The organism is Amycolatopsis rubida (assembly GCF_900115345.1).
GTDB classification, from domain to species: domain Bacteria; phylum Actinomycetota; class Actinomycetes; order Mycobacteriales; family Pseudonocardiaceae; genus Amycolatopsis; species Amycolatopsis rubida.
The window spans coordinates 189,593-210,829 of the sequence record NZ_FOWC01000011.1 but is presented as its reverse complement, the minus strand read 5'-3'; the positions used below and the strand labels follow the sequence as shown (position 1 = coordinate 210,829).

Genomic DNA, 21,237 nt, shown 5'->3' with positions numbered 1-21,237 from the left:
GGCGTGGCAGAGGTACTGGAAACCGTGCCCGGGCACGGCGGCGAACTGGTGCTCCGGCGCGACGGCGCCGAGTTCGAGGTGATCGAAAACGGGATGTTCCTGATGGACACCCGCAACGGCGAGTCGGAACGGCTGCTCGTGACCGGAGCGGCCGACCGGCTCGCCTCTGGCGCACGAATGCTAATCGGCGGCCTCGGCGTCGGGTTCTCGCTGCGTGCCGCGCTGGACCACGCTGCGGTCGGCTCCGTGGTCGTGGTGGAACGTGAACCTGCCGTGATCGCCTGGAACCGCACTGGTCCATTGCGCGAAGTCCATGGTGCGGCACTGGACGATCCGCGGGTGACGGTCGTCGAGGCGGATCTGCTGGAGTGGTTGCGGACGACGAGCGAGCCGTTCGACGCGCTGTGCCTGGACATCGACAACGGTCCAGAGTGGACGGTCACCGAGGGGAATGCCTCGCTGTACGCGGCTTCCGGCCTGGAGAGGTTGTCTCAGCTGCTGCGTCCCGGCGGAGTGCTGGCGGTGTGGAGCGCGGGCGCGGCACCGGGGTTCACGGCTCGGCTGAGGGAGCGGTTCGCTGAGGTGGACGTGGTGGAGATTCCGGTGCCGCGCGGGGAACCGGACGTGGTCTGGTTCGCGCGGGGCTGAGTCAGTTCGCCTTGGCGGCGGCCTTCGCGGCCTTCTTGAACGCGCGCACCTCGCCGAGCGTCTTGGCGTCCGTCACGTCTGCAATGGACCGACGGGAGCCGCGGTCGCCGTACGCGCCGGCGGCTTCGCGCCAGCCCTTCGGGGCGACGCCGCGCTGTTTGCCCAGCAGCGCCAGGAAGATCTTCGCCTTCTGCTCGCCGAAACCGGGCAGTGCCTTGAGCCGCTTCAGGACTTCCTCCCCGTCCGGCTTGGGACGGCCGTCGAGCCAGATGCCTTCGGTGCGGCCGTCGTAGTTCTCGATGATGTGCAGCGCGAGCGCGTGCACCCGGCGCGCCATCGAGCCGCCGTAGCGGTGGATCGCCGGTGGCACCACGCACATTTCGACGAACTTGTCGACGTCCGTCGCGGCGATCTTGCGCAGGTCGAAGCCGTCCATCCGGTCGGCGATCTTCCGCGGGCCCGCGAAGGCGTGTTCCATGGGGTATTGCTGGTCCAGGAGCATCCCGGTGAGCAGGGCGAACGGGTCGTCGTTGAGCAGCTTGTCGGCCGCCGGGTCGCCGGTCAGGTGCAGTTCGCGCAGCATGGCGCCATCTTCGCACAAACCGCCCGGTCAGCCGCGTGCGAAGCGGGCCGGGGTGGTGCCGAGATAACGGCGGAAGTGCCGGGTCAGGTGGGCCTGGTCGGTGAACCCGGCGGTCGTGGCGACGGTGGCGGGCGGGGTGCCGTCGAGCAGGAGGCGGCGGGCGTGGTCGACACGGCGGCCGGTGACGTACCGGTGCGGCGGCAGCCCGAAACGGCGGCCGAAGGCGCGGACCAGGTGGACTGGGTGTGCGCCTAGTGCCTCCGCGGCGTCGGCCAGGGTGAGGGAATCCGGCAGGCGTTCGTCCAGGAGGTTGCGCAGGTCGTCGGCCAGGCTGCGGTCGGGCGGCGCGCTCGCCGGGCGGCCGAGGTGGGCGCGCAGCCGCTGGGCGACCATGGCGAGGCGGCTTTCGGCCTCCAGCGGTTCGGCCAGCGACTGGTGCAGCTGGTGGATTCTGGTGCGCAGCAACGGATCCGGCAGGCTCGGCTGGTCGACGGCGGCCCCGATCAGGTCGTCGCCGAGGACATCGGCGTCGAGGTAGAGCACGCGTTTGCGGAAGCCCCGGCTGGTCGCGGCGCGCCCGTCGTGCGCGACGTTCGGCGGCAGCAGCGTGACGGCCGTGCCGAGTGCGCCGTGATGGTGCCGGTCGAGGTCGTAGCTGATCGCGCCGTCGTCGACGATCAGCAGCGTCCAGGTGTCGTGCGTGTGCGCGGGGTAGGCGTGGTCGGTGAACCGGGCGTGGAACGCCTCGGCGATTCCGGGCACCGAAGGACGCCAGGCCGACACCGTCATGTTCAAAACGTACAAGACCCGCACGCGGCGCCGAGCCGACGCTGTCCCGCATGAACCGATTCGACACGAAGATCGCCGTGCTGCTGCGGGACGACCTGGCCTCGTGGCAACGGCTGAACGTCACGGCATTCCTGGTGAGCGGCGTGGCCCCACACGACGCCTGAACTGATCGGCGAGCCCTACCTCGACGCCGACGACACCGAGTACCTGCCGATGTTCCGCCAGCCGGTACTCGTGTTCGCCAGCACCGCCGAGACGCTCGCGCAGGCGCACAGCCGCGCACTCTCGCGGGGTCTGCGGTTCTCGATCTTCACCGACGAGCTGTTCCAGACCGGCGACGACATCGGCAATCGCGCGGCGGTGCGGGCGGTGCCGACGGAGAAGCTGGCGTTGGCGGGGCTGGCCGTGCACGGGCCGAAGAACGCGGTGGACAAGATCCTCAAGGGTGCTCAGCTGCATGGCTGAACGGGGGAATCAGGCGAAGAATCTTGGCGGTCGTCGCTGCGGCGGGCCTCGCGTGCGGGACGGCATCGGTCGCGCACGCGGACCAGGTCGGCTTCAGCGACGTCTCGGAAGCCGGTGCGTATCCGTTTGAAGGCAGTTCTTGGACGCCGACACGCCCGACTGCTGGGACTGGGCCCGGCTGGAACTCAGCGCGCCTGCCGGACAGCAGTTGCACGAGGGAACCTGCTCGAACGCCGCGGTCCCGCCGCAGCTCGCGACTCCCGGCTTCATCGCGTTTCGCGGTACCCGGGCGGGCGGCACGGGTGCCTGCGCCGAGCCGGGGTCGACCGCTGACTTCACCGTCTCCCGCCTAACCCGTGCGGCAGACGGAGCGGTGACCGACCTCGACGTCACCTTCGTCCTGCACTGCACCTCCGTCGCCACCAGCGGCGAGGCGCATTTCCACCGTTAGGCCGCCGCGAAAACCGCGAAAACCTGCCGTATCCGGTCACCCTGATCGAGCAGCACGTGCTGAGCCGTCGCCGAGCTGAATCCGGCGTTGGTGGCCAGCGCGGCGGCTTCTTCGAGGGTGCCCGGGACGCGCAGGTCACGCGGGACCACGTCGGCGAATCTGCCGGTCGGCTTGAAGCGTTCCGACGACACCATGCTGAACGCCAGCTGCCCGCCCGGGCGCAGCACTCGCCGCCAGTCGGCCAAGGCGCGCGGGCCGAGGAAGTGCAGTGCGGAAGCGCAGACGACCGCGTCCGCCTCGCCGTCGCCGATCGGCAGCGGGACCGCGGAGCCGACCCGCCAGGTGATCCGGCCGTCCGGGTCGCGGTCGGCGGCCTTGGCTCGGGCGATCTCGATCATCGCGGGGGAGAGGTCGATCGCGAACACCGCGGCCGGATCCAGGCGCAGTGCCGCGAAGGCTGCCGCGCCGGTGCCCGCGGCGACGTCGACCAGCAGGCCGGGCTTCGGGGCGAGGCCGCCGATCAGCTGCTCGGCCACATACGGGTGGAAGGCGTCCTCGTCGTATCCCGCCGCGTCGGCGTCGAAAAGTGTGCTCACCTAGCCACCGTAGTGCGGCTGACCAGTGATTATCCGGGCAAGCGGCGACGGCCGGCGAAACCGAGGTCGGCCCGGTGGTACCAGGACAGTTCGCGGTCGCCTTCGAGCCAGCACAGCAGCACGTCGTCGCCGTCGAGCGAGGCCGGGAAGTCCACCAGCAGCGGGGCGAACCCCTTCAGCTCGGCCCCGGTCGCCTGGATCGCGGTCATCAGGTCGTCCAGCCTCGCCTGCGCGGCCTTCCACTCCGGCAGGCCGCCGATGCTGGTGTCCCGCCCGCCCGGCCGCAGGGACGCGGCGAGTTCGGCGGCGTCGGCGCGGACCCGGATCAGCTCGGCGAGCACGGGAAGCAACCGGGCGAGTTCGGTGCGGGCCTCGGCTACGGTGAACAATCCCATCTGCAAATAGTCTCACCGGGCCCGCGCCGATCCGCCGCTACCTGCGCCGACGCGCCATCGTCGTCGCGAGACCCGTGCCGACCAGCAGGAATCCGGCACCGAGCAGCGCGCCGGAAACCAGCCAACCGGCGAATCCGGCCGCCAGTTCGTCGCCGGGCAGCAGGCGCAGCAGGTCGTATCCCGTCCGCGGCGACACGAGGGTGGTCACCCCGGGCAGCACGCCCCAGACCACGCCGCCGACGATCGGCCCGGCCGACGACCACGCGCCGAGCACCGCCACCCCGATCAGCAGCAGCGCGCCGATCGCTAGCAGCGTGGTGCCGAGGCTGTCGCCGTGCTCGGCGAAGGTCGCGGACACTTTCGCCTGCTGGCGGTAGCCGCCGTAAGCCAGCACGCCGATCGCGATCGGCGTGAGCACGAGGCCGGACAGTCCGCTCAGCACACGAGCGACGGCGCGGCTGCTCGGCTGGCCCGCCATCGCCGGTTGGGCGGGGTAGGGCGCGGGGTACGACATGACAGTGACCTCCCAGGCTGTGGTTACGCGATGGGATGAGCGCCGGACTCGTCCGGTTCCCTCCGCCGGGGCAGCCGGATCGTGCCCGGTCGGAAGGCCGGGTCAAGGGTGGTAGAGACTTGATTCCGACCACTTCTGGAACCATCCAGCTCTGTTAAGCAGTACGCTTGTACCGCTATCGGAGAGCGAAGAAGCGAACGCGAAGATCCGCGGAAGGAGCACCGCTGCTCATGGCCAAGATCAAGGTCCAGGGCACCGTTGTCGAACTCGACGGCGACGAGATGACCCGCATCATTTGGCAGTTCATCAAGGACAAGCTGATCCACCCGTACCTGGACGTCAACCTGGACTACTACGACCTGGGCATCGAGGAGCGGGACCGCACCGACGACCAGATCACGGTCGACGCCGCCAACGCCATCAAGCAGCACGGCGTCGGCGTCAAGTGCGCCACGATCACGCCCGACGAGGCGCGCGTGGAGGAGTTCGGCCTCAAGAAGATGTGGGTGTCCCCGAACGGGACCATCCGCAACATCCTCGGCGGCGTGATCTTCCGCGAGCCGATCGTCATGCGGAACGTCCCCCGGCTGGTACCCGGCTGGACCAAGCCGATCATCATCGGCAGGCACGCGCACGGCGACCAGTACAAGGCCACCAACTTCAAGGTCCCTGGCCCGGGCACGCTGACGATGACCTACACCCCCGAAGACGGCTCCGAGCCGATGGAGTTCCAGGTCGCGAACTTCCCCGAGGGCGGCGGCGTCGCGATGGGGATGTACAACTACCGCAAGTCGATCGAGGACTTCGCGCGCGCGTCGCTGCAGTACGGCCTCGACCGCGAGTACCCGGTCTACCTCTCGACCAAGAACACCATCCTCAAGGCCTACGACGGCATGTTCAAGGACGTGTTCCAGGAGATCTTCGAGACCGAGTTCAAGTCGGACTTCGACGCCAAGGGCATCACCTACGAGCACCGGCTGATCGACGACATGGTCGCCGCGTCGCTCAAGTGGGAGGGCGGCTACGTCTGGGCGTGCAAGAACTACGACGGCGACGTCCAGTCCGACACCGTCGCGCAGGGCTTCGGTTCGCTCGGCCTGATGACCTCGGTGCTGCGCACGCCGGACGGCAAGACCGTCGAGGCCGAGGCCGCGCACGGCACGGTCACCCGGCACTACCGCCAGCACCAGCAGGGCAAGCCGACCTCCACGAACCCGATCGCCTCGATCTACGCGTGGACCCGCGGCCTTGAGCACCGCGGCAAGCTGGACGGCAACTCGGAGCTCATCGGCTTCGCGAACAAGCTGGAGCAGGTCGTCGTCGACACCGTCGAGGGCGGCAAGATGACCAAGGACCTCGCGCTGCTGGTCGGCAAGGACCAGGAATGGCAGACGACCGAGGACTTCCTCGCGACGCTGGACGAGAACCTGGCCAAGAAGATCGCGCAGGGCTGATCTTTCTTTAGCCGTTGGCGAGAAGGGCACCTCGGAGGAGTCTTCCGAGGTGCCCTTCTCTTTTTGTCACTCTTCGTGTTGTGTCGGTGACAGGATTGGCACCTCCGGGTGGAATGGGGTCAGGAACCTGTCCGGGTCCGGTCGGACTGCCTACTCTGGACAAGGGGTTTTTCGCGACTGAGGAGCGGCCGTGATTCTGGGTTTGCCCAAGAAGACACTGATTATTATCGGAGTCATCGCTGCGGTCGTGGTCATCTACGCGTTCGGTCAGAAAGGGCAGGCCGACGCGCAGGGATCCCCGACCGGCTGCAAGGTCTCGGTGACCGCCGACGTGCTCAACGCGCGGGAAACCGCCGCGGGCAACGGGAAGTACTTGCGTGGCGCGGAATTCGACGCGCAACCCATGGTGCAGAACGGGTTCCGGAAGATCGCGGACGGGAAGTGGGTCGCGAACAGCTTCGTGACGCCGGTCTCCGGGGCCAAGTGCTGAGTCTGTTTCGCGCTGGTGCCTGGCCGAGGTGCTGAGCGGTTGGTGCGGTGACGCTGGTGCGCGCGGAGTCCGTTGCCGCGCTGAGGTTCGCGTGGTTGCCGGGTTTGCTGCGACGTGTGGTTCGCCTGGGGCTGTGCGGGTGTGGTTCGCCTGGGGCTGTGCGGGTGTGGGCCGGGTGTGTACTGGCTGCGGTGACTGTTCGCTGGTGCGTCCCATGCGGTGGGACGGCTTCGGTTGGCCAAGCGGGAATGCCGCCGGTCGGTCGAGCCGATGCGTCCCGCATGGCTCGGCGCGTTCGCGATTGCCGGATGCCTTTGCCGGATGCCTTTGCCGCACCTGCTCTGGCTCGGTTCGCGCTTTTGCGCCGAGCGGTGCCGGGTGAAAGCGTGCAGTGTGAATGTTGATCGTGGTTGTTGTGCGGAACGTGCGATTATGCGTGATTCAGCATGAGTCCTTCTTCCGCGGCGAGTACTTCCCCGGCGAACTCGGCGCGGGCTTCGGCTACGGAAACCGCCCGGTCCGAACCGGGCCAGAAATGCGTGAGCAACAACGTCCGCACATTCGCCGCGGCGGCGAGCCGGCCTGCTTCCGCGGCGGTCATCAGGTGCCGGGGACCGTCCGGCGGTGCGCCTTGCAGGGTTGCTTCGCAGATGAGGACGTCGGCGTCGCGGGCCAGGTCCCGCAGGTGCGGAGCGGGACCGGTGTCGCCCGTGTAGGCGAGGACGTAGCCGGGTGTGGTGAGCCGGACTCCGTAATTCGGCACGTGGTGCGGCAGGAGCGCGGTGGTGAGCCGGAACGGGCCGAGGTCGGTCTCGGGGCCGAGGTCGTGGAGGTCGAAGTTCTCGGCGGGGGCCGGGCTGGGCTCCATCGCGGCGAGCCTGCGCACGGTGCCGGGAGTGCAGTGCATCGGGAGCTTGCGATCGGTCGTGTTGTAGCGGGCCCGGCCGAGCGCGCTGACGTCCGCGAGGTGGTCGGGGTGCTCGTGCGTGACGACGATCGCGTCGAGCCGGTCGGCGGGGACGTGCTGGAAGAGCCGCGGCGCGGCTCCGTAGCCGAGGTCGAGCGCGACGTGGAAGTCCTCGTGGGACAGCAGGAATCCGGCGCAGGCGCGACCGGGTTCCGGCCAGGCGCCGCAGGTGCCGAGGACAGTCAGGCGAGGCATGGCGGTCATTCTGGACCTCGCCGGACCCGCCGGGCGCGGAAAATTGTCGGACCCGCCGGGTAGCGTGCGCGGGGTGCTGATCGTCTCCACTGTCAACGTCAATGGCCTCCGGGCTGCCGTCAAGAAGGGCTTCGTCGAGTGGCTGGCCGCCACTGAGGCGGATGTCGTCGCGTGTCAGGAAGTGCGGGCTGAGGCCGCGCAGCTGCCCGCGTCCGTCGTCGCGCCGGAGGGGTGGTTCGCCGCGCACGCGCCTTCGGCCGCGAAGGGGCGCAACGGGGTCTCGCTGTACAGCCGCGTCGAGCCGGACGAGGTGCGGACCGGGTTCGGCGAGCCCGAGTTCGAGGACAGCGGGCGGTACCTGGAAATGCACCTGCCCGGCGTGATCGTGGCGAGCCTGTACCTGCCCAGCGGCGAGGTCGGCACCGACCGGCAGGACGAGAAGGAACGCTTCATGGCCGCGTTCCTGCCCTACCTGGTCGACCTGCGCGCGAAGGCGGCCGCGGAGGGCCGGGAGGTCGTCGTGGTGGGCGACTGGAACATCGCCTACGACACCGTCGACCTCAAGAACTGGCGCGGCAACCAGAAGAACTCCGGCTTCCTGCCGGAGGAACGCGAGTGGATGGGCCGTGTCTACGAGGCGGGCTACGCCGACGTCCAGCGTCGTCTCGCCCCCGAGGGTCCTGGTCCCTACACGTGGTGGTCCTACCGGGGCAAGGCGTTCGACAACGACTCGGGCTGGCGCATCGACTGCCAGCTGGCGACGCCCGGCCTCGCGGAGAAGGTGAAGTCGGTGGTGGTCGAACGGGCAGAGTCCTACGACCAGCGCTGGTCGGACCACGCGCCGGTCACCGCGACCTACGACGTGCCGTTCCCGGGCTGAGCTTGGTTGTCCGGCTGGCGGCTAGTAGGTGAATGGCCTGCTGAGGGTAGTTCGGGTTTGTTCTGCGGGGAGATTTTGTCCGGTTTGGCGGGGTCTGCGGACACTGTGCGTGGTTCCGCCTCTGGCGCACGGCGCTGACCACCGACGACACCGAGACGGCAGGGGTGGCCTCGGTTACTCCCCGAGTGGGCGCTAGCCTCGGCACCCGAGTTGATCAGATCCGACAGGTCTTGACACGCTCGGTAGTTTTCTGACCAGTAGCACGTCGAGAACTCATCCTTACGGGTGAGACACTCGCGCAGAACAGTCACCTCGCGGGAGGCACTCCGGTGCGCAACCCAGGCCGGTTCGTGACACGGTCCACGCTGGCTCTTGGCCGTCCAGCGCTTCGCTCGTCCGCCACCCCATCGGGGGTGTCCGGGACGAGGGCGGCCGAGCTGACTCCGGCTCGCGGCGCGGCGCGGGCCGGTCGCGGCAGCCGTTCCCTGGTCATTGCGGGCGGGCGAGTCCTGGCGGTGCTGGCGACGATCCTGGTCGCGGCCGTCGGGACGGGTGCCGCGGCGTTCGCGGACGACAACGTCGTCCGGGCGGAAACGACGTCGACCGGGTTCGGGATGCTCGGACCGGTCGGCCTGGTCGCGGTGGGTTTCGGCGTCATCGGGATGGCGCTGGGCGTCGTCCGGCAGCGGCGCAAGGCGCGCGCGAAGGCGATCGAGGCGATCGCTGCCGCCGGGACCCTCGAAGAGGAGCCGACCCGGCCGCTGGAACCGGCTCCGGCCGCGCTCAAGCTGCGGCAGTCCTAGTCACTGGCCGGTTTCTCCGGCAGCAGAGATCTACTCCGGCTCCAGACGGGCCAAACGGCGGACTCCGCTACTTTTTCCTCGCCGCCTCGCCGCCTCGCCGCCTCGCCGCCTCGCCGCCTCGCCGCCTCGCCGCCTCGCCGCCTCGCCGCCTCGCCGCCTCGCCGCCTCGCCGCCTCGACGGCTGCATCGCCAGCGGACTGCGGCGGCATCGGCGAGCTGGGCCGCACTCTCACCTCCTGAATCTCTCCGGTAGCAGCTCCTGCCCGGAAGCAAGCAGACCGTCGAAACGTCTCGTCCGCCCGTCCGTCCAGTGAACCGCCGGGCCCGCGGCAGCGCTTCCTCCGCAGCCTGAAAGAATCTCGGCGTGTCCGACGAACAGAACGGGCGCCTGCGGGTGCTTTCCGGGATCCAGCCGACAGCCGACTCCTTCCACCTCGGCAACTACCTGGGCGCCCTGCGCCAGTGGGTGCGGCTGCAGGACACCCACGAGACCTTCTACTGCGTCGTCGACCTGCACGCGATCACCGTCGAGCAGGACCCCAAGGTACTGCTGGAGCGGACGCGGCGTTCTGCCGCGCAGCTGCTCGCGATCGGGGTCGACCCGGCGCGCAGCGCCCTGTTCGTGCAGAGCCACGTGCCCGAGCACGCTCAGCTGAGCTGGGTGCTCGAATGCCAGACCGGCTTCGGCGAGGCCGGGCGGATGACCCAGTTCAAGGACAAGGCCGCCAAGCAGGGCAGCGATCACGCGAGCGTCGGCCTGTTCACCTACCCGGTGCTGATGGCCGCGGACATCCTGCTGTACCAGACGAACGCGGTGCCGGTCGGCGAGGACCAGCGGCAGCATCTCGAACTGACCCGCAACCTCGCGCAGCGGTTCAACAGCCGGTTCGGCAAGACGTTCGTCATGCCGGAGCCGTTCATCGTCAAGGACACCGCGAAGATCTACGACCTGCAAGAACCGACAGCGAAGATGAGCAAGTCGGCGGCGACCGGCAACGGGCTCGTCGAGCTGCTCGAGGACCCGAAGCGCTCGGCGAAGAAGATCCGTTCCGCGGTCACCGACACCGGCCGCGAGGTCCGCTTCGACCGCGAGGAGAAGGCAGGCGTCTCCAACCTGCTCACGATCTACTCCGCGCTGACCGACCGCACCGTCGCCGACCTCGAAACCGCCTACGAGGGCAAGGGTTACGGCGACCTCAAGAAGGACCTCGCCGAGGTGCTGGTCGACTGGGTCACGCCGCTGCAGGAGAGCGTGCAGTCCTACTTGGACGATGTCGCCGAGCTGGACCGGATCCTCGCCGCGGGTGCGCACCGGGCGCGCGAGGTCGCGTCGGCCACGCTCGCATCGGTCTACGAGCGGATCGGGTTTCTTCCCGCGGGCTGAGCGGGGCGCACACACTAAGTTCTGGTCCGGGGGGATGGAACAGCGTGAAGTTCACAACCGGTCTGTGGCCGATCAGTGCCGCGACGCTGGTGCTGGTCACCTCGTGCGGCGGAATGTCTGGATCGGACGTCGAAAACGCGAAGGACCCGAACGGCGACGGCCAGACCGTGCAACGGCCGGGTTATGCGAACTCGCAGTATCCAGACCCTGCCCCGATCAAGGAAAAAGCGAACCCGCAGGCGGTGCGGATCGGCGGCAAGCCGGTGGTCCAGGCGTGCAACCTGCTGACCGTCGCGGACCTCGTCTCGCTCGGGATCAGGGCCGCCTCGCGGCCGGACCCCAACGGGGCCACCTTCGAGCGCCGCTACCTGGTGGGGGACGGTTCGGGACCGCTGCGGTCGTCCGAAATCACCTACGCCAAGGCGCTGACCTCGGGGGTGAACCACTGCGTCTACAGCCTGGAAGACAACCAGGGCAATCAGACGCAGGAGGAGCTGGCGGTCGCGGTGTCCCAGCCGGCGTACGTGCCGACCGTGGACACCAAGCCCTACCTCGCCGACGCGGAGCCCAGCCTGACCGTCGGCCCGGTGAAGGTCTTCTCCAAGCGCCGCAAGACGGAGAGCCCGTCGGACGCTTCCGGGGACGCGGTGCTGGTGCTGGGGGACACGCTGGTCGACTTGGACTTCGACCTGAAGGCGGACAAGAGCGCGGGCAAGCTGCAGGATCTCGGCAAGAAGGTCGCCGAGAACTTCGCGAAGCAGGTGAGCGCGCCGGCGGGGGCGAACGTCATCGGCTACGACAGCGCGGCATTCCCCAAATCGGTCGCGCAGCCCTGCCCGATGCTCACGCCCGACGCGGTGACCCCGGCGATCGGCACCGATGCTTCGCCGATGGTCGCCGAAACTCCCGGCACCGCGGTCGGCGACATGATCATGACCAACAGCACCAAGCACAACTACGTGCGGATCGACTGCGAGCGCGGCACCGGTCACGACAACGGCATCGACCGGCGCGCGCTGCACCTGACCGCGATCAGCTTCCTCGGCGAAGACGCGGCGAAGAGCTACCTCGGATCCGCGCCGAACGACGGCCAGTCCGCGCCCGCCCAGGTCGGAGACGAGGGGCAGGTGCGCAGCAAGGGCCAGACCCACGGCGAGGTGCTGTTCCGCAAGGGCCGTTTCGTGTTCAAGCTCTACCTCGCCGACCACAACGCCGCCCCGGACGGCATCAGCGGCGCGGACGCGACCCGGCTGCTGGTTCCCGCCGCGCGGAAGATGCTCTCCGCCTTCCCCGACCAGTAACCGCGCGGGCACGCTCGCGTTGCGGGGTCCGGTTGGCGTAGTTAGCGTTTTCCAGTGGCGAACGAGACTGGTGACAAGGAAAAGCTGCTGCCCCGGCTGCGGCGGAAGTACCCGTGGCTGGATCACCTGATCCGCGCCAACGACTCCTTCAACGAAAACTACGGCAACCATTACGCGGCGGCGATCACGTATTTCAGCGTGCTGTCGGTGATCCCGATCTTCATGGTGGGGTTCGCGATCGTCGGCATGGTGCTCGGGCACAACGAGGCGGTGATCGCCCAGATCACGCACGGGATCGACACTTCGGTGCCGGAGGGCCTGCGCGGCCTGGTCAAGCAGATCACCGACGCGGCGCTGAAGTCCGGCAGCGGCATCGGGATCTTCGGGCTGCTGCTGGCGCTCTACTCCGGCGTCGGCTGGATGGCCAACCTCCGCGACGCGCTCACCGCGCAGTGGGGCCAGGAGAAGAAAGCGGAACCGTTCGTCAGCAAGACGATCAAGGACCTGCTGTCGCTGATCGGGCTCGGGCTGGCGCTGATCGTGTCGTTCGCGATCACCGCGGCGGGCAGCGGTCTCGGCGAACTGCTGCTGAAGCTGGTCGGGCTGGAAGGCCAGGGGTGGGCGAAGCTGCTGCTGCACGTCGCGACGATCGTGCTCAGCCTGATCGCCAACGCGCTGGTCTTCCTCTGGGTGATCGCCCGGCTGCCGCGGGAGCACGTCGCGTTGCGGAGTGCGGTCAAGGGCGCGATCTTCGCCTCCATCGGCTTCGTGATCCTGCAGCAGGTCGCGACGGTGTACCTGACGAGCGTCACGAAGTCGCCGTCGTCCGCGTTGTTCGGGCCGGTGATCGGATTGCTGGTGTTCGCGAACCTGGTGTCGCGGTTCCTGCTGCTGGTGACGGCCTGGACGGCGACCGCGCGGGAGAACCAGCGGCGCGTCGTGCAGCCGCCCGCTCCGGTGTTGCTGGAGCCGCGGGTGACGGTGCAGCACGGGCTCGGGCTCGGCTCGGTGGCGGGCGCGTTCAGCGCCGGTGCGCTGCTGGCCTGGCTGGGCAGGCGGAAGGGCTGATGCGGAAAGGGCCTCCTTGAGCGAATCAAGGAGGCCCTTTTCCGTCGTCATTACGAGCGGACGTTGCGCTTCCGCTGATAGCTGAGGACGAACCCGGCCACAATGATCACGAGCACCGCTACCGTCAGCACCCAGCCGGTCGTCCCGAACGGGTCCGGTTTCCGCGCCGCCGCGCTCGTCGCGCCCGCGGGGGTGACTTCCTTGCCGGACATCGGGGCGGAGTCGGCGGTCAGCGGCTGGTAGGCGATCTGACCGACCGGTTGCGCGCCGTTCTTCTCCAGCGCGAAGCCGTAGTCGAGCAGTTTCGCCGCCTGGTCCACCACTCGCGTCGGACGCTGCTCGGCCCGCATCATCACGATCGCGAGGCGGTGGCCGTCGCGTTCCGCGCCGCCGACGTAGGTGTGCCGCGCGTCGTCCGTGAAGCCCGTTTTCCCGCCGAGGAAACCCGGATACACGCCGAGCAGCTTGTTGTCGTTGAACACCGGGATCGGCGGCTTCCCGTCGATCGCCGGGATCGTGTACGCCTTCGTCGCGACCGCTTTGGCGAACTCCGGCTGCTTCATCGCATGGTGGAAGACCATGCTCAGGTCGTACGCCGAGGTCGACATGCCCGGTCCGTCGAGACCGGACGGGGTCGCCGCGCGAGTGTCCGTCGCGCCGATGCGGGCGGCGAGCGCGTTCATCTTGGCGACCGCCGCGTCGACGCCGCCCAGCGCCGTCGCGAAGGCGTGCGCCACGTCGTTGCCCGAGTGCATCAACAGTCCGTGCAGCAGCTGGTCGACCGTGTAGTGCCCGCCCGCGGTGATGCCGACGCAGGTGCATTCCTGCTCGGCGTCCTCCTTCGTCGGGACGATGACCTGGTCCGGCTTCAGCTCAGTGACCACGACCAGCGCCAGCAGTGTCTTGATCAGCGACGCGGGCCGCTCCCGCGCGTGCGGGTCCTTCGCCGCGACGACCGCACCGGTGTCGAGATCCTGGAGGACCCACGACGCCGAGGTGTCGCCAGGAGGCAGCACGGGCGCGCCCGGCGGGAGGATCGGGCCGCAGCCGCCCAAGCGGTCGCCGCCGACCGGCTGGGCGGGCACCGGAAGCGGCGGTGGGACGATCTGGCCCGGCTTCGGCTTCTCCGAGGTGTCCACCGGTGCCGGCGGCACGGCGTGCTCAGTGCATTGCTCCGCCAGCGCCGGCGCGGCGAGGGCGACGGGCACGGCGACGGCTACGAGGGCTGCGGCGAGTGTCGCGGCGAATGCTCGCAGCGACCGGGCGAAAGCGGGGTGCACCCACGCAATCTAGCGCCGATGGTCCGGCGGCATACTCGAGACATGCGCATTTCACGAGGTACAGCGATGGCCTTGTTCGCTTTCGGCATCTGGTCCTGGATCATTTGGATCACGTTCGCCAAGAATCTGTGGGCCAGCAACCAGTCGTGGGCGGCGGACGGTTCACCCACGGGGTACTTCATCGTGCACGCGGTGCTGACCGTGGTTTCGTTCGTGCTCGGCACCGCGATCGGGGTGCTCGGCTGGCGCGGCATCCGGGCGACCTCGAAGGAACGCGCGAACACCTGATCCGGCGAAGCGTCCTTTGGTCGGTGGCGGGGCGCGTCCGGGCTGGCTTAGTTTCGGGCGACCGACCATGGAGGCTAAATGTCCCGTTTACGTCGATTGCTCGTTCCGGTCGCGGTAGCCGGCGTCGCCGCCGGTGCGGTGGCCGTGCCAGCGTCCGCCGCGCCCGCGCCGTCGTGCGACACCACCAGCACCCAGTACAGCTACGTCGTGCTGTACCAACCGGGCGAGAAGCAGCGTTCGGTCGACGCGGAGCTGACCGCCAAATGCGGCAAGCGGATCGCGTACTACCCGGAGATCGGCGTCGCGGTCGCCAGCTCGCGCAACGCGGATTTCGCCGACCGGATCGGGGTGAAGCGGGCCTACTCAGGGGGCAAGGACGTCGCCGCGAAGGCCGCCGCCCGTGCCGGACTGCGTTCGGCGGTCGGGATGCTGGAGCGGACGGAGAGCGTCGCCGCCGGTGACGATCTGTCGGCTCAGCAATGGGACATGCGGGCCATCCACGCTCCCGAAGCGAACAAGATCAACCCCGGTTCGCGGTCGGTCACCGTCGGCGTGCTGGATTCCGGCATCGACGCCAAACACCCCGCGCTCGCGAATGCGGTAGATGCGCGCTCGTCGACCGGCTGTGTCACCGGCGCGCCGGACGCTTCCGGGTGGGCCCCGACGAACTCCGATCACGGCACACACGTCGCCGGCACCATCGCGGGCAAGGACCCGTCGCGCGGCTTCACCGGCATCGCGCCGGGCGTGCGGCTGGCATCGGTGAAGGTCGTGAACGACGACGGCTACATCTTCCCGGAGGCAGCGGTCTGTGGCTTTGTCTGGGCCGCGAAGCACGGTTTCCAGGTGACGAACAACAGCTACTACATCGACCCCGGGATGTTCTACTGCCGCAACGAAGCGGGCGATGCTGCCGCGTACGAGGCCGTACGGCGCGCCGTGACTTACTCGACGCAGCGTGGGACTCTCAATGTCGCTGCGGCGGGCAACTCGGGCTTCGACGTCACGAAGCAGACTGTCGACCCGAACCGTCCACACAAGATTGACTCTTCGTGCGGCATCCTGCCTAAGGCGATCGACGGCGTGGTGACGGTGTCTGCGGTTGGTTACGCGGGGACGAAGGCTTACTACTCCAACTACGGCTCGGTCACTGTGACTGCGCCGGGTGGTGACTCGGGACAGGCTCCGCCTTCTGGCCAGGGCGCAGGGTGCCCGCTGTCGACGGTCTTTAACGGCGCTTACGGCACCAAGTGCGGCACTTCGATGGCTTCGCCGCATGCGGCTGGGGTTGCGGCGTTGTTGGCTTCCACGCATCGGCACGCACCGCCGCGCGCTTTGGCGGCTTTGCTTACGGCAGAGGCGGATCCGGTGGCTTGCGATGTGTCGGAATGCTCCGGACCGGCGCGGAACAACTCCTTCTACGGACACGGGCTGGTCAACGCGCTGGACGCGGTCCACTGACGTACGTGAGGGGAACCCTGAGGGAATCAGATTCCCCCAGGGTTCCCCTCACGTACCTTCGGAGGTCAGACGCGCTTGAAGAGGAGGGCGCGTTTTACTTCCTGAATGGCCTTGGTCACCTGGATGCCGCGCGGGCAGGCGTCGGTGCAGTTGAAGGTCGTGCGGCAGCGCCACACGCCTTCGCCGTCGTTCAGGATGTCCAGCCGCTCCTCGGCACCCTCGTCGCGGGAGTCGAAGATGAAGCGGTGGGCGTTGACGATCGCCGCCGGGCCGAAGTACGAGCCGTCGTTCCAGTAGACCGGGCAGGACGACGTGCAGCAGGCGCACAGGATGCACTTGGTGGTGTCGTCGAACCGGTTGCGGTCGGCCTGGGACTGGATCCGCTCGCGGGTCGGCTCGTTGCCGTAGGTGATCAGGTACGGCTTGATCGCCCGGTACGCCTCGAAGAACGGGTCCATGTCGACGTAGAGGTCCTTCAACGTCGTCAGGCCCTTGATCGGGGCGATGGTGATCTCGGTCTTCTTGCCGTTCTTTTCCAGCAGGTCCTTCAGCAGCACCTTGCAGGCCAGCCGGTTGATCCCGTTGATCTGCATCGCGTCCGAACCGCACACGCCGTGCGCGCACGAGCGGCGGAAGGAGAACGTGCCGTCGAGGTAGTCCTTGACGTAGAACAGCAGGTTCAGCACGCGGTCGGTCGGCTGTGCCGGGACGTCGTAGGACTCCCAGTGCGGCTCCTGGTCGACCTCCGGGTTGAACCGCAGGATCTTCAGCGTGACCTGGATCGGCGTGTGCTCGTCGGACGCCTTGGCGGAAGGCGCTTCAGGGGTGGCCGTCGTCATCAGTACTTCCGCTCCATCGGTTCGTAGCGGGTGAAGGTGACCGGCTTGTAGTCGAGCCGGATGTCGGACGACAGCCCCTCGCCCTGCTTGTAGGCCATGGTGTGCCGCATGAAGTTCGTGTCGTCGCGGTTCGGGTAGTCCTCGCGGGCGTGGCCGCCGCGGGACTCCTTGCGCGCGATCGCGCCGACGACCAGCACCTCGGCCAGTTCCAGCAGGAAGCCGAGCTCGACGGCCTCGAGCAGGTCGGTGTTGTACCGCTTGCCCTTGTCCGACACGGTGATCCGCTGGTAGCGCTCCTTGAGCGCCTGGATGTCGGTCAGCGCCTGCTTCAGCGTGTCCTCGGTGCGGTACACCGAAGCGTGCGAGTCCATCGTCTGCTGCATTTCCTTGCGGATGTCGGCGACGCGCTCGTCGCCGTGCTCCGACAGCAGCAGCTCCAGCTGTTCCTCGACCAGGGTGGTCGGGTTCTCCGGCAGCTCGACGTGCTCGTGCGCCAGCGCGTACTCCGCGGCGGCGATGCCCGCGCGGCGGCCGAACACGTTGATGTCCAGCAGCGAGTTCGTGCCGAGGCGGTTCGAACCGTGCACCGACACGCAGGCGACCTCGCCCGCGGCGTACAGGCCGGGGATGACGTGCTCGTTGTCGCGCAGCGCCTCGCCGTGGATGTTGGTCGGGATGCCGCCCATCACGTAGTGACAGGTCGGGAACACCGGCACCGGCTCCTTGACCGGGTCGACGCCCAGGTAGGTGCGGGAGAACTCGGTGATGTCCGGCAGCTTGGTCTCCAGGACCTCGACCGGCAGGTGGGTCACGTCGAGGACGACGTAGTCCTTGTTCGGCCCGCAGCCGCGGCCCTGCAGTACCTCCTGGACCATCGACCGGGCGACGATGTCGCGCGGGGCGAGGTCCTTGATGGTGGGGGCGTAGCGCTCCATGAACCGCTCGCCGTCGGCGTTGCGGAGGATGCCGCCCTCGCCGCGCACCGCCTCGGAGATCAGGATGCCGAGGCCGGCCAGGCCGGTCGGATGGAACTGGAAGAACTCCATGTCCTCCAGCGGAAGGCCCTTGCGGAAGATGATGCCGAGGCCGTCGCCGGTGAGGGTGTGCGCGTTCGAGGTGGTCTTGAAGATCTTGCCCGCGCCGCCGGTGGCGAACACGATCGACTTCGCCTGGAACACGTGCAGTTCGCCGGTGGCCAGCTCGTAGGCGACCACGCCGGTGGCGATCGGGTTGCCGTCCTCGCCCTCGGACAGGACCAGGTCGAGCACGTAGAACTCGTTGAAGAACTCGGTGCCGTGCTTGACGCAGTTTTGGTACAGCGTCTGGAGAATCATGTGCCCGGTGCGGTCCGCGGCGTAGCAGGCGCGGCGCACCGCGGCCTTGCCGTGGTCGCGGGTGTGCCCGCCGAACCGGCGCTGGTCGATCTTGCCCTCGGGCGTCCGGTTGAACGGAAGGCCCATCTTCTCCAGGTCGAGGACGGCGTCGATGGCCTCCTTGGCCATGATCTCCGCGGCGTCCTGGTCGACCAGGTAGTCACCGCCCTTGACGGTGTCGAAGGTGTGCCACTCCCAGTTGTCCTCTTCGACGTTCGCCAGCGCGGCGCACATGCCGCCCTGGGCCGCGCCGGTGTGGGACCGGGTCGGGTACAGCTTGGTGAGGACCGCGGTGCGGGCGCGCTGACCGGATTCGATGGCCGCGCGCATGCCCGCGCCGCCCGCGCCGACGATCACCACGTCGTACTTGTGGAACTGCATAGGGAAAGACTCCGCTAGCTAGTGGTGGGTGCGCCTTCAGGAGGCAGGCATCTCGGGGTCGAAGGTGAAGATCACCATCGTGCCGACGGCCAGGATGAGCGCCATCGAGACGTAGAGCAGGATCTTCAGCCAGAACCGGGTGGAGTCCTTGCGCGCGTAGTCGTCGATGATCGTGCGCAGCCCGTTGCCGCCGTGGATCTCGGCGAGCCACAGCATCGCCAGGTCCCAGAACTGCCAGAACGGCGAGGCCCAGCGGCCGGCGACGAAGCCCCAGTTGATGCGGTGCACGCCGCCGTCGAGGATGTTCATGATGAACAGGTGGCCCAGCACCAGGATGATCAGCGCGAGCCCGGAGATGCGCATGAACAGCCAGCTGTAGAGCTCGAAGTTGCTGCGCCGGGCGGACGGGCGCCGCGGCGAGCGCGGCTTCTCGAGGATCAGAGCGTCGGCCATGGGATCAGGCACCCCCGAAAAGCGTCTCGACGGTGCGCTTCAGCATGAAGAACGCACCCGGAACCATCACGACCACCCACACGACGCCGATGACCCAGAGCATCGTCTTCTGGTACTTCGGGCCCTTGGCCCAGAAGTCGACCAGCAGGACGCGCAGCCCGTTGAGCGCGTGGAACAGCACCGCGCCGACAAGGCCGACCTCGAGCAGGTTCACGATCGGCGTCTTGTACGTCTCGATGACCTGGTCGTAGGTGTTCGGCGACACGCGCACGAGCGCGGTGTCGAGCACGTGCACGAACAGGAAGAAAAAGGTCAGCACGCCGGTGATGCGGTGCAGCACCCAGGACCACATGCCGGGGTCGCCCCGGTAGAAAGTTCCCTGCCGGCGTGAGGCACCCGCCCGATCGCCAGCTCCTGCCCCGCTTTCGGTGGCAGTGCTCGCCGTGGTGGACATCGGTGAACGGCCTCCAACGTCATGACTGTCGTGCCCGGGTGACCGGTGAGGTCCGCACCCGCGGCCGGGGTCGGTCCACTGGGGACAACTCCGGCGACGGTGCCGAGATCAGGGGCCATCGAGCGTGGATGAATGGATGCTAGACCCGACCCCTACGCGCGGCTCACCTCCGGGTTCCTCTCTGTGACAGACCAGACACCGGTGACCAGGCAGACCACTCGGACGTGTGGTCTGGAGCACGTCTGAGCTGGCCGTGCGGGGCTTATTCCGGGAACCGGATTCCCGCAAGGAGTCCTGCCCGGACAGTTCCCGGGACCGGCGGTGCCACGGGGAGTGAGCGCGCGGGTCGCGAGGACGGCTGTTGATCACGGTCGGCGCCGGATCGGTCGCGGATCGAACCTCCGAGTAAACGTTTGTGTTACGTAGCGTGCCGTTCCTATGGCGGTTACCCGGCGGTTGGGTACGGTCTGCCAGTTGAGCCCGGCGACCGTGACCGGGCCGTTCCTGGATCGTCCGCTGGATCAGCGGGGAGGGAGACACACGGTGCGTCGCATGCGTGGAACCGCGCTGGCCGCCGCGACCATGGCTGGGGTGCTTGCACTGGCCGGGTGCGCGAAGGACACCGGGGGAAGCAACAACAACGCGTCCGGAACGGATGGCAATTCGGGCTCGAACTGCATCACCGCCCCGAAGCCGCCCGCCGCGCCTGCCGCCGCCACGAGCAGCAGCGCCGCCTCGGGCAAGGTCGACGGCAGCAAGCTCAAGGTCGGCCTGGCCTTCGACGTCGGCGGTCGCGGTGACGCTTCCTTCAACGACGCGGCCGCCGCGGGCACCGACCGGGCGAAGTCCGACCTCGGCGTCCCGACGGTCAACGAGAGCACCGCGAGCGCGAGCGAGAGCGAAGCCGCCAAGCAGCAGCGGCTTGAGCAGATGGCGCAGTCGGGCCTGAACCCGATCATCGCGGTCGGCTTCGCCTACGCGCCGTCGGTCAAGGCGATCGCCGCCAAGTACCCGAACACCAAGTTCGCGATCGTCGACGACGACTCGATCACCCTGCCGAACGTCACGCCGCTGGTCTTCGCCGAGGAACAGGGCTCGTTCCTGGCCGGTGTCGCCGCCGCGTACAAGAGCAAGAAGTGCCACGTCGGCTTCGTCGGCGGCGTGAACACCCCGCTGATCCAGAAGTTCGAGGCGGGCTTCCTGCAGGGCGCGAAGGCCGTTTCGAGCAAGATCAAGGTCGAGGACGAGTACCTGACGCCGGCCGGCGACTTCTCCGGTTTCCAGGACCCGCCGAAGGGCAACGCGAAGGCCGCCGCGGAGATCTCCCGCGGCGCGGACGTCGTCTACCACGCGGCAGGCGCCTCCGGTAAGGGCGTGTTCGACGCGGCGAAGCAGAACAACGCGCTGGCCATCGGCGTCGACTCCGACCAGTACAACCAGAAGACGGTCGCCGCCGACAAGGACATCATCATCACCTCGATGATCAAGCGCGTCGACGTCGCGGTCTTCGAGTACCTCCAGGCCGTCGCGAAGGGCGACCTGAGCACGGTGCCGAAGCGCTTCGACCTCAAGTCCGACGGGGTCGGCTACTCCACCTCCGGCGGCAAGGTCGACGACATCAAGGACGTGCTCGACGGGTACAAGGCCCAGATCGTCTCCGGCGCCATCAAGGTTTCGGACAAGCCGGCCAAGTAACGCTCACGACGCGGCAGGGCTCGGAAGGAT

23 protein-coding genes and 1 pseudogene are annotated in these 21,237 nt (G+C 68.3%); 13 read left to right on the top strand and 11 right to left on the bottom strand.

Annotation, left to right across the window (positions count from 1 at the left end):
- Positions 1-3 precede the first annotated feature (3 nt).
- Complete coding sequence (locus tag BM362_RS33705) at positions 4-648, top strand: spermine/spermidine synthase domain-containing protein (protein WP_093575914.1); 645 nt, start codon at positions 4-6, stop codon at positions 646-648.
- Between the two features lies 1 nt (position 649).
- Here BM362_RS33705 and BM362_RS33700 read toward each other — a convergent pair whose 3' ends face one another.
- Together BM362_RS33700 and BM362_RS33695 are read right to left on the bottom strand one after the other, a co-directional pair.
- Positions 650-1,231 (bottom strand): HhH-GPD-type base excision DNA repair protein, encoded by a 582-nt coding sequence (locus tag BM362_RS33700; RefSeq protein ID WP_009072508.1) that lies wholly within the window; start codon positions 1,229-1,231, stop codon positions 650-652.
- A gap of 27 nt (positions 1,232-1,258) precedes the next feature.
- On the bottom strand, positions 1,259-2,020 hold the full coding sequence (locus tag BM362_RS33695; protein WP_093575954.1) for a helix-turn-helix transcriptional regulator: 762 nt from the start codon (positions 2,018-2,020) through the stop codon (positions 1,259-1,261).
- Positions 2,021-2,070: 50 nt separating this feature from the next.
- Here BM362_RS33695 and BM362_RS33690 point away from each other — a divergent pair.
- Positions 2,071-2,485: pseudogene (locus BM362_RS33690) on the top strand (DUF2000 family protein).
- Between the two features lie 139 nt (positions 2,486-2,624).
- Positions 2,625-2,936, top strand: coding sequence for a hypothetical protein (locus BM362_RS33685; RefSeq protein ID WP_093575913.1), 312 nt, complete (start codon positions 2,625-2,627; stop codon positions 2,934-2,936).
- Here BM362_RS33685 and BM362_RS33680 read toward each other — a convergent pair.
- The 3 genes from BM362_RS33680 to BM362_RS33670 are packed head-to-tail and all read right to left on the bottom strand — an operon-like array spanning position 2,933 to position 4,441.
- Positions 2,933-3,532, bottom strand: a complete 600-nt coding sequence (locus tag BM362_RS33680) for a class I SAM-dependent methyltransferase (protein WP_067588144.1) — start codon at positions 3,530-3,532, stop codon at positions 2,933-2,935. The two genes, BM362_RS33685 and BM362_RS33680, sit on opposite strands and share 4 nt — an antisense overlap.
- A gap of 29 nt (positions 3,533-3,561) precedes the next feature.
- Positions 3,562-3,927, bottom strand: coding sequence for a DUF2203 domain-containing protein (locus tag BM362_RS33675; RefSeq protein ID WP_067588146.1), 366 nt, complete (start codon positions 3,925-3,927; stop codon positions 3,562-3,564).
- A 37-nt stretch (positions 3,928-3,964) separates the two neighbouring features.
- The gene (locus tag BM362_RS33670; protein WP_232791840.1) at positions 3,965-4,441 is read right to left on the bottom strand and encodes a hypothetical protein; all 477 of its coding nucleotides are present in this window, start codon (positions 4,439-4,441) and stop codon (positions 3,965-3,967) included.
- Between the two features lie 230 nt (positions 4,442-4,671).
- Here BM362_RS33670 and BM362_RS33665 point away from each other — a divergent pair, with 230 nt between their 5' ends.
- Positions 4,672-5,895, top strand: coding sequence for an NADP-dependent isocitrate dehydrogenase (locus BM362_RS33665; protein ID WP_037816160.1), 1,224 nt, complete (start codon positions 4,672-4,674; stop codon positions 5,893-5,895).
- 190 nt (positions 5,896-6,085) lie between these two features.
- Positions 6,086-6,385: a hypothetical protein gene (locus tag BM362_RS33660; RefSeq protein WP_093575912.1), complete on the top strand. Its 300-nt coding sequence runs from the start codon at positions 6,086-6,088 to the stop codon at positions 6,383-6,385.
- Positions 6,386-6,815: 430 nt separating this feature from the next.
- Here the strand turns inward: BM362_RS33660 and BM362_RS33655 are convergent, their stop codons facing one another.
- A complete protein-coding gene (locus BM362_RS33655) occupies positions 6,816-7,547 on the bottom strand; it encodes an MBL fold metallo-hydrolase (protein WP_167545548.1) in 732 nt (243 codons plus the stop codon).
- Between the two features lie 64 nt (positions 7,548-7,611).
- Here BM362_RS33655 and BM362_RS33650 point away from each other — a divergent pair, with 64 nt between their 5' ends.
- From BM362_RS33650 to yhjD, 5 genes are all read left to right on the top strand, one after another.
- Entirely contained in the window at positions 7,612-8,427 is an 816-nt protein-coding gene (locus tag BM362_RS33650; RefSeq protein WP_093575953.1) for an exodeoxyribonuclease III, read from the top strand.
- A 413-nt stretch (positions 8,428-8,840) separates the two neighbouring features.
- Complete coding sequence (locus tag BM362_RS49490) at positions 8,841-9,230, top strand: hypothetical protein (RefSeq protein ID WP_425285741.1); 390 nt, start codon at positions 8,841-8,843, stop codon at positions 9,228-9,230.
- A 364-nt stretch (positions 9,231-9,594) separates the two neighbouring features.
- Entirely contained in the window at positions 9,595-10,614 is a 1,020-nt protein-coding gene (gene trpS, locus BM362_RS33635; RefSeq protein ID WP_093575908.1) for a tryptophan--tRNA ligase, read from the top strand.
- Positions 10,615-10,658: 44 nt separating this feature from the next.
- A complete protein-coding gene (locus tag BM362_RS33630) occupies positions 10,659-11,915 on the top strand; it encodes a hypothetical protein (protein WP_093575907.1) in 1,257 nt (418 codons plus the stop codon).
- A gap of 54 nt (positions 11,916-11,969) precedes the next feature.
- Entirely contained in the window at positions 11,970-12,983 is a 1,014-nt protein-coding gene (gene yhjD / locus BM362_RS33625; RefSeq protein WP_067589546.1) for an inner membrane protein YhjD, read from the top strand.
- 50 nt (positions 12,984-13,033) lie between these two features.
- Here yhjD and BM362_RS33620 read toward each other — a convergent pair whose 3' ends face one another.
- On the bottom strand, positions 13,034-14,263 hold the full coding sequence (locus BM362_RS33620) for a D-alanyl-D-alanine carboxypeptidase family protein (RefSeq protein ID WP_067589549.1): 1,230 nt from the start codon (positions 14,261-14,263) through the stop codon (positions 13,034-13,036).
- Between the two features lie 42 nt (positions 14,264-14,305).
- Here BM362_RS33620 and BM362_RS33615 point away from each other — a divergent pair, with 42 nt between their 5' ends.
- Positions 14,306-14,551, top strand: a complete 246-nt coding sequence (locus BM362_RS33615; RefSeq protein ID WP_093575906.1) for an SCO4848 family membrane protein — start codon at positions 14,306-14,308, stop codon at positions 14,549-14,551.
- Positions 14,552-14,629: 78 nt separating this feature from the next.
- The gene (locus BM362_RS33610; protein ID WP_093575905.1) at positions 14,630-16,012 is read left to right on the top strand and encodes a S8 family peptidase; all 1,383 of its coding nucleotides are present in this window, start codon (positions 14,630-14,632) and stop codon (positions 16,010-16,012) included.
- A 65-nt stretch (positions 16,013-16,077) separates the two neighbouring features.
- On the opposite strand, the gene BM362_RS33605 is transcribed toward BM362_RS33610, so the two are convergent.
- Genes BM362_RS33605 through sdhC form a run of 4 tightly spaced genes read right to left on the bottom strand, consistent with a single transcriptional unit; the run spans position 16,078 to position 19,512 of the window.
- Positions 16,078-16,851: a succinate dehydrogenase iron-sulfur subunit gene (locus tag BM362_RS33605; protein ID WP_067589558.1), complete on the bottom strand. Its 774-nt coding sequence runs from the start codon at positions 16,849-16,851 to the stop codon at positions 16,078-16,080.
- Complete coding sequence (sdhA, locus tag BM362_RS33600) at positions 16,851-18,605, bottom strand: succinate dehydrogenase flavoprotein subunit (protein ID WP_093575904.1); 1,755 nt, start codon at positions 18,603-18,605, stop codon at positions 16,851-16,853. Before sdhA ends, BM362_RS33605 begins: the two co-directional genes overlap by 1 nt.
- Positions 18,606-18,641: 36 nt before the next feature.
- A complete protein-coding gene (locus tag BM362_RS33595; RefSeq protein WP_067589564.1) occupies positions 18,642-19,058 on the bottom strand; it encodes a succinate dehydrogenase hydrophobic membrane anchor subunit in 417 nt (138 codons plus the stop codon).
- Positions 19,059-19,062: 4 nt separating this feature from the next.
- Positions 19,063-19,512 carry a succinate dehydrogenase, cytochrome b556 subunit gene (sdhC, locus tag BM362_RS33590; RefSeq protein WP_093575903.1) on the bottom strand — a complete coding sequence of 150 codons (450 nt, stop codon included), beginning with the start codon at positions 19,510-19,512 and terminating at the stop codon, positions 19,063-19,065.
- 552 nt (positions 19,513-20,064) lie between these two features.
- On the opposite strand from sdhC, the gene BM362_RS33585 reads away from it, so the two are divergent.
- Positions 20,065-21,207: a BMP family lipoprotein gene (locus tag BM362_RS33585; RefSeq protein ID WP_093575902.1), complete on the top strand. Its 1,143-nt coding sequence runs from the start codon at positions 20,065-20,067 to the stop codon at positions 21,205-21,207.
- Positions 21,208-21,237: the final 30 nt, after the last annotated feature.